The organism is Serratia sp. 506_PEND, assembly GCF_001076875.1.
GTDB classification, from domain to species: domain Bacteria; phylum Pseudomonadota; class Gammaproteobacteria; order Enterobacterales; family Enterobacteriaceae; genus Serratia; species Serratia marcescens.
Window position 1 is genome coordinate 1 of sequence record NZ_JVEL01000583.1, and the last position, 7,646, is coordinate 7,646.

5 protein-coding genes and 1 pseudogene are annotated in these 7,646 nt (G+C 57.7%); all 6 read left to right on the forward strand.

The annotated features are described in order from the left end of the window. Nucleotides 1–158, forward strand: a pseudogene (locus ADK28_RS26080) (sulfatase modifying factor 1); the annotation flags it as partial. A gap of 45 nt (nucleotides 159–203) precedes the next feature. Beyond that, a complete protein-coding gene (locus ADK28_RS30695; RefSeq protein WP_075202152.1) occupies nucleotides 204–470 on the forward strand; it encodes a PAAR domain-containing protein in 267 nt (88 codons plus the stop codon). A 3-nt stretch (nucleotides 471–473) separates the two neighbouring features. Then, a complete protein-coding gene (locus tag ADK28_RS26085) occupies nucleotides 474–1,625 on the forward strand; it encodes a hypothetical protein (protein WP_048797063.1) in 1,152 nt (383 codons plus the stop codon). After that, nucleotides 1,622–4,993: an ImcF-related family protein gene (locus ADK28_RS26090; RefSeq protein ID WP_048797064.1), complete on the forward strand. Its 3,372-nt coding sequence runs from the start codon at nucleotides 1,622–1,624 to the stop codon at nucleotides 4,991–4,993. Before ADK28_RS26085 ends, ADK28_RS26090 begins: the two co-directional genes overlap by 4 nt. Then, the gene (tssA, locus tag ADK28_RS26095; RefSeq protein WP_048797065.1) at nucleotides 4,993–6,594 is read left to right on the forward strand and encodes a type VI secretion system protein TssA; all 1,602 of its coding nucleotides are present in this window, start codon (nucleotides 4,993–4,995) and stop codon (nucleotides 6,592–6,594) included. The genes ADK28_RS26090 and tssA overlap by 1 nt, the downstream gene beginning before the upstream one ends. A 22-nt stretch (nucleotides 6,595–6,616) precedes the next feature. Further along, on the forward strand, nucleotides 6,617–7,646 hold a 1,030-nt coding region (tssF, locus tag ADK28_RS26100; RefSeq protein WP_048797066.1), incomplete at its 3' end, for a type VI secretion system baseplate subunit TssF.

Consider the following 7,646-nt stretch of genomic DNA (forward strand, 5'->3'; position numbering starts at 1 on the left):
AAAAAGTATTGCGGGGTTATGTTGGTGGTGACAGCCAGTACGCCCTGACCATGTTCAGACAATCTAAATTACCAGTTCCTAAGATCAATGCTGATGACGATTATGAGAAGTATGGCGTTGGTCCACAGTATGTATTTCGCTGTGTAATGAATAAATAGTAAGCATTTATTATTTTTATATCAAAAAATATTCAGGAGAAATTTATGTCTAAAGGTTTTGTATTACTCGGTGATAAAACTACGCATGGTGGTGAAGTGATTTCTGCATCGTCCACCATGATAGTGAATGATAAAAAAGTGGCACTGGTAGGTGATAAAGTCAGGTGTCCAAAAACGGGGCACGGTATTAATGCCATTATTGAAGGCTCTTCCGAATGGTTTTCAGATGGTAAAGCCGTTGTCGTCGATGGATGTCATTGCGAATGTGGCTGCCAGGTGATCTCCAGTGCACCGGATGTCGTAATAGGATAATGCATGGCCTGGATACGTAATAAACCCACTATAGCAAAAATGCCAGAAGAACCGTCATTAATTCTCTGGCTGTTTGCTGGTCTGGTTGCGCTGAGTGCTTGCGTACTGCTGTTTGTGCTTCATGCAAACCATTTACTGAGGGTATGGCAGCAGTACAACGTCTGGCTACTGTCCGGTGCACCGGTATTTGTCTGGTTTGTGCTGATTTGTCTGCGCGGATGGATATATAACAATGGCGTGGACAAACACGAGTTTGAGGCTAAAGAAGCGAATTATGCGCAACAACAGTGGGTTGAATGGGCGGGACGTTATCTGGCAGTTATATACAGTGAAGCGCTTCTGCCTGGCAGGCTTACTCCGGCACAGTTTATGGCCGCTTCTGGCAAGGAGAAACATATAAATCAGGCGTTAAGGATTGATGCGCGCAATTACGCCGATGCGCTGTCTGTGCTACTCGGCAACGTCTGCGGTTCTGTCCAGCGGCTGCCTGCGAACCTTCCCTTGTCGGTTGTTCTGTTGACCGATTCCCCCGACGATGACGATGTGTTGCTCCAGGCGTTTAGTGACTGCTGGCAGCAACAGATGCCGGCGGGCAGTGCGGTCCCCTCTCTGGACATCTTACGTTCATATTCCTTTGCCGCCATTGAGCACCGGATTAAAACGCCAGAGATTCTGGTCGAATTAATTCTGGTTCACCAGATGCACGGCGCAGAGCAGTACAGCGATGCGCTGGCAGCGCTGCTGCTGACCCTCGACGATGTCGCCGACAGATTTAAACTTGAGCATGATGTTCGCCTGCTGCGACCGATGCCTTTTAATACTGACGATCTTCTCACCGAGCTGGATCTCTATTTTTGCACACAGACGCAGGCGAACACCACCGGGTGCATCATTGGCGATCATCTCCGCTGGGGGGATGATTTCGCCACCCTGCTCGAAGCCAGCGAAAAGTATGGCGGTGACTGGAAAACGGAACAACTCCACTGGCTGGAAACGTATACCGGCCTCTGTGGTCCTTTTTCTTCCTGGATTGTGGCGGCGGTTGTCAGTGACCTGGTGCGTCTGCAGAAGGTTGACTGTCTTATGCTTTCCGGCAGAGCTGAACAGCGTTTTATTAATACCGTGACAACCGGGAATAAGGATGCAGAAGCATGAGTAGTTCGGTGTGGCGAGGCAACTGGGGACGCTACGGATTAACACTGGTGATCGCGGGGATTGTCGCCTGGCTGGTATGGTACTTTGGTGACGAAATCGGGATCATTTCATTTCGGGCAAAATGCCTTGCGGTTGTTGTAGCATGGATATTGCTGCTGATCCTGCGTCACGGTGGCGTGATTGGTTTGCTGGTGCAGGAGCGGTGGCATCGCTTTCAGGCAACACGCAAAAGTGAAATCCCTGACGAGGACATTCGCACTGTCCAGACCGCGCCTCATAACGTTACCGTCAGCGAAATCCGCGAAACACTTCACCATCAGTACGGGCGTCTCTGGCACCATAAAGTCCGCATCCTGCTTGTCACGGGTACTCCTGCTGAGGTGGAGTTGCTGACCCCAGGACTAACCGTGCAGTACTGGCAGGAAGACCGTGGAACATTGCTGCTGTGGGGCGGTGACCCGGCGCTGCCGTTGGATACGCACTGGCTGCGGGCGCTGCGTCAGTTGCGCCGCACCCCGGCGGACGGACTGGTGTGGGTGACGGCCTTTCTGGCGTCTGCTAACGATGACGCCATGGACCAGCTCGGTCGAACGTTCCGGGAAGTTTACAGCCATCTCGCGCGACGTCTGCCGTTGTTCGTCTGGTCTCTGGATACCGAAGGTGGCGAACAGGCCGATCGGGTCACTCAGCCGGTGGGCTGTCTGCTGCCCGCCGGTTGTCGCCTGGAGGCGCTGACCACGCACTTGCAGGCGTTGGTGTCTGACCTTATACGCCGGGGCGTTCAGCAGGTATGCAGCGACACTGAACATCACTTTCTGCTGACACTGGCTGACCGTCTGTCGGCCCACCCCGAATCCGTCAGCGAGCCGCTGGCACAGTGGCTGAATCCGCACCGCCCCCTTCCGCTGGCCGGCGTTATATTCAGCCCGCCCTCCGTGGGGGCTGAGCGCAGCGTGAAGCACCACTGGGCAAAAGACAACCGCTGGGACGTGCTGCCAGCAACGGTGCGGGAGCTCCCTGCCGCACTCAGGCCTGCGGGACTCAACGGGGGGCGCATAAAACTCGCGGCCATAACTGCTGCCTCCGCGATGGCACTGTGTGGTGTCGCGATGGGGGTCTCCTTTGTGGCTAACCGCGCGCTGGTATCTGGTACACAACAGCAGGTGCAGGCGGTCCTGGATACGCATCGGTCCCTGACGGTTCGGCTGCAGGCGTTGACGGCACTGCAGAAGACATTGGCCCGTCTGGAGTACCGCGAGGCGCACGGTGCCCCCTGGTATCTGCATGCCGGTCTTAACCAGAATAACGCGTTGCTTGACGCGGCGTTTCCCCGCTACGCACAGAGCGCACTGCCGCTGATTCGGGATGCGGCGGCTGAACACCTGCGTTCGCAGCTTCAGGCGTTCGTACAACTGCCGCCGGACAGCCCGCAGCGGGCTCCTCTGGCAAAAACCAGCTATAACCAGCTCAAACTCTGGCTGATGCTGAACCGCCCCGACAAAATGGACCCGGCCTGGTTTCGCGACACGCTGATGCAGGACTGGCCGACACGCCAGGGCGTTAAACCGGGAGAGTGGCAGGGAGACGGGCCTGCCCTGCTGGCTTTTTATGCCGCCGCCTTACCTTCGCATCCGCAGTGGCGCTTAAATAACGATGATGAACTGGTCAGCACCACCCGTGGGCTGCTGGTTCGCCTGACGGGGATGCGCAACAGTGAATCGGGCCTGTACCAGAAGGTGTTGAAACAGGTGTCACACCTCTACGCCGATATGCGTCTGGAGGACATGACCGGTGAGACGGACGTGGCGAGGCTCTACACCACAAAAGCTGTGGTGCCGGGCATGTTCACCCGTCAGGCCTGGGAAAATGCTGTGCAGCCTGCGATTGAAAAGGTGGTGAAAGAGCGCCGGGATGAGATGGACTGGGTGCTGACCGACAGCAAGACGTCCGCCTCACAGCAGGTCTCCCCTGAGACACTGAAACAACAGCTGACTGACCGCTATTTTGCCGATTTCAGCGGTGCCTGGCTTTCGTTTCTCAACAGCATCCGACTGCAACCCGCACCGACGCTCTCTGATGTCATTGATCAGCTTACCCTGATGGCGGATGTGCGTCAGTCGCCGCTGATTGCGCTGATGAACACTCTGAACGTGCAGGGGCATACCGGCGAAACAGGAGACGCCATCACCGATTCACTGGTGAAATCCGCTAAGAATCTGTTGTCCCGTGAGAGCGTTCCGGCCATTGACCAGAGCGCTGCCACGCGCGGCCCGCTGGATGACACCTTCGGTCCGGTACTGGCGCTGACGGGCAAACAGACCGACGGCAACAGCGACAGCCGCCTGAGTCTGCAGACCTTCCTGACCCGGGTTACCCAGGTACGCCTGCACCTGCAGCAGGTCACCGACGCCACGGACCCGCAGGCGATGATGCAGGCGCTGGCCCAGGCTGTGTTTCAGGGGAAGAGCGTAGATTTAACGGACACCCAGAACTACGGCAGTCTGGTGGCGGCAGAGCTGGGTCAGGAGTGGCGCAGCTTTGGGCAGACCCTGTTTGTTCGCCCGATGGCACAGTCCTGGCAGCAGGTCCTGACGCCGGCTGCTGAAAGTCTGAACGCACAGTGGCGTGCATCGGTGGTGAACGACTGGAACCGCGCCTTTGGCGGGCGCTATCCTTTTAAGGACACCGACAGCGACGCGTCACTGACGCTGCTGGCAAAATACCTCGATGCGGACTCCGGCAGGGTGGCCGCATTCATGAAGACCAGTCTGAACGGCGTGTTGCATCAGGAGGGGAGTCATTGGGTGCCGGACTCGCTTAACAGTCAGGGGCTGACCTTTAACCCCGCATTTCTGGATGCGATTAACACGCTGAGCCATGTTTCTGATGTGGCGTTCACGACGGATACGGCCCGCCTGCAGTTTGACCTGCGTCCGGGGACGGCTGCAGGGGTGGTGGAGACCGATTTTCGCACCGACGGTCAGACGCTCAATTATGTTAACCAGATGCCGGTCTGGAAACACTTCAACTGGCCGGGTGATACAACGTCACCGGGGGCTTCGTTAAGCTGGATAAGCGTGCAGGCCGGTACCCGCGCGTATGCGGAGTTACCCGGAGAATGGGGGCTTATCCGTCTGCTGGATAAAGCAGAGGTTAAGGGGTATCCCGGACTGAACAGCAGTTACCGGCTGCGCTGGGATGCTCAGGACGGGCGGGCGCTGAATTACACTCTGCGAACGCAAGCCGGTGAGGGACCACTGGTGCTGCTGAAATTACGGCACTTTACCCTGCCGGACACCGTCTTCGTTGTCAAAGATACACACGCGGACCGGACCACGGCGGATGAGCAGACGGAGGACCCGGACTGATGGCGACGCTGCATTCCCTGCTGGAGGCCTGTCAGGCCGAACCGAGTACGCTGTCTGAACAGACTCAGCAGCGCCTGACGCTGTGGGAGAACTGGTTGTTACCGGTTTCGGAACAGCCCCCCACCGGCGATGATCCCGGCTACGACGATGATTTTCAGCGACTGCGCGAGGAGATGGACAGGCTGTCCGGCACAGATCCGGAACAGATTTGTCGTCTGTGTGAAAAACTGCTGACCACCGTGACGAAAGATATTCGCGTGGTGGCCTGGTACACCTGGGCAAGGCTTGCGATGGATGGCGAAGCCGGTCTGGCTGACGGACTGGATCTGCTGGCAGCACTTCTGCAGCGTTTTGGTCCGCAGCTTCATCCACTGCGCGAGCGTCCCCGCACAGCGGCACTGGACTGGCTGGCGGGGACGCGGATGCTGGACAGCCTGGCGCTGTATCCTGAAGCCTCGGTGGCGGATTCTCGACGTATCGCCGGGGCGCTGCAGGTAATAGTAAAAACAACCACGCCTGAGGAGGGCGAACCCCGGCTACAGATCGGTGCGCTGTACACGGCGCTGGCGTCCCGGCTGATGACATCCGGCGGGGCGGATGCCGTGATACCGCAGAACTCAGCCAGTGATGCACCCGGCATATCCGCAACGACCATGCGTACTTCGTCACTCCCGGGTGGAGCAACCATTGCTTCTGGTCGTGACTTGCTGGACCTGGCCCGACAAATGACCACCTGGCTTAACGAACAACCTGAAGGCTGGCTTGCTGCACACCGGCTGATGAAGACGCTGCGTCATGACACGCTGCAGCAGTTGCCGCCGTCTGAGGGGGATGGCCGCACCCGCGTTGAGCCTCCCAGGGCGGATGCCCGTGCACTTCTGAAACGGCTGTATCAGCAGCAGTGCTGGAGCGAACTTCGGGAGCAGGCAGACAGCCTGTTCTCACGCGGAGCCGGCCATCTGTGGCTGGATGTGCAGTGGTATATCCATCAGGCATTGCTGAAGTCGGGCCGTGAGACGGAAGCCGCCATAATCCAGGATGACCTGAAGGGGCTGCTCAGTCGCCTGCCCGGTCTGGACGCACTGGCCTTTAATGATGGTTCTCCCTTTGCCGATGAAGTGACACTGAACTGGATACGTCAGCAGGTACTGAATGATGCGGCTGACTGGCAGGATCCCTCCTTCAACACGGCGAGCACCACCGAAAACGATATTCTGGCGCGGGAAGCAGAAGCCATGGAAAAAGCCGACAGCGACGGTGTGGAAGCGGCTCTGACCTGGTTACAACAGCGCCCCGGTGTGGACTCCCGTCGGGAGCGCTGGCTGATGCAGTTGCTGATGGCTCGTATTGCTGAACAGTACGGTAAAAACACGCTGGCCCTGCATCTGCTGGGTGAGTTGAATGCGCAGGCGGGCAACCTGACGCTGCAACAGTGGGAGCCGGAGCTGTTGTTTGAGGTGAAGGCACGAAAACTCAAATTGTTGCGTCTGCAGGCCGGGCGCAGTGAAGCGGAGAAAACGCGGCTACAGCCGGAGATGGAATCGCTACTGGCCGGACTGGTGGCGCTTGATCCCGCCAGAGCCTTTGTTTTGTGCGGTTAATCCTGAAGAGAAATGACAAATAATGGAAGATTTAACCTTGCGCTATTTTGACGCCGAAATGCGTTACCTGCGTGACGCCGCGAAAGAGTTCGCTCAGACTCACCCGGACCGGGCATCCATGCTGGATCTCGATAAGGCCGGAACGCCGGACCCGTATGTTGAGCGCCTGTTTGAAGGCTTTGCTTTTTCCATGGGACGTCTGCGGCAAAAAATCGATGACGACCTGCCGGAGCTGACGGAAGGGCTGGTCAGCATGCTCTGGCCGCATTACATGNCCTCCCTGTCGGTGGTGGGCTTCATGCCAGAGCTGCGGGAGATGAAGATTGCCGAAGAGGTTCCCTACGGGCTGGAGGTGTACTCCCGCCCGGTAGGCATTAAAAACACCGTCTGTCGCTATCGTACCACCCGGTCCATGATGCTTAACCCACTCACGGTGCAAAACGTCACCCTGACTGCTGAGCCGGACGGGCGCTCTAAGCTCATTACCCGCTTTGCCTGTGCCCCGCAGATTGACTGGGCGCAGACTGACCTGAAGCGCCTGTGCCTGTATCTGGCCGACGATGCCCCGGTCAGCAGTTCGCTGCACCTTTGGCTGACAAAGCGGCTGGATGCGCTGTATCTGCGTCTGCCGGGGTCCGGGGAGCGTATCCTGCTGGACGGCGGGTTCTCACCCGGTGGTTTTACCGATGAGGACCGCCTGTGGCCGAAGGGGGGCAGCGCCTTCAGTGGCTATCAGCTTCTGCTGGAGTATTTCACCTTCCGCGAAAAGTTTATGTTTGTGCACCTCAACGGTCTGGAAAATATCACATTCCCACCGGGTATCACCCATTTTGATATTGAGGCGGTTTTCAGCCGGGTGTGGCCGTCCGATTTGCCGGTAGCCACCGATGCCCTGCGGTTGCACTGTGTGCCGGTGATAAATCTGTTCACGCTGGACGCGGACCCGCTGAGGGTAAACGGCCTGGAAAGTGAGTATCAGCTGCGCCCGAAACTGCTTCAGGACGGTCATACCGAAATTTACTCCGTGGATGAAGTGACCGGCACCGGTACGA

Coding starts and splice junctions, on each gene's coding strand:
- ADK28_RS30695 (WP_075202152.1), top strand. CDS start 204: ATGTCTAAAGGTTTTGTATTACTCGGTGATAAAACTACGCATGGTGGT.
- ADK28_RS26085 (WP_048797063.1), top strand. CDS start 474: ATGGCCTGGATACGTAATAAACCCACTATAGCAAAAATGCCAGAAGAA.
- ADK28_RS26090 (WP_048797064.1), top strand. CDS start 1,622: ATGAGTAGTTCGGTGTGGCGAGGCAACTGGGGACGCTACGGATTAACA.
- tssA (WP_048797065.1), top strand. CDS start 4,993: ATGGCGACGCTGCATTCCCTGCTGGAGGCCTGTCAGGCCGAACCGAGT.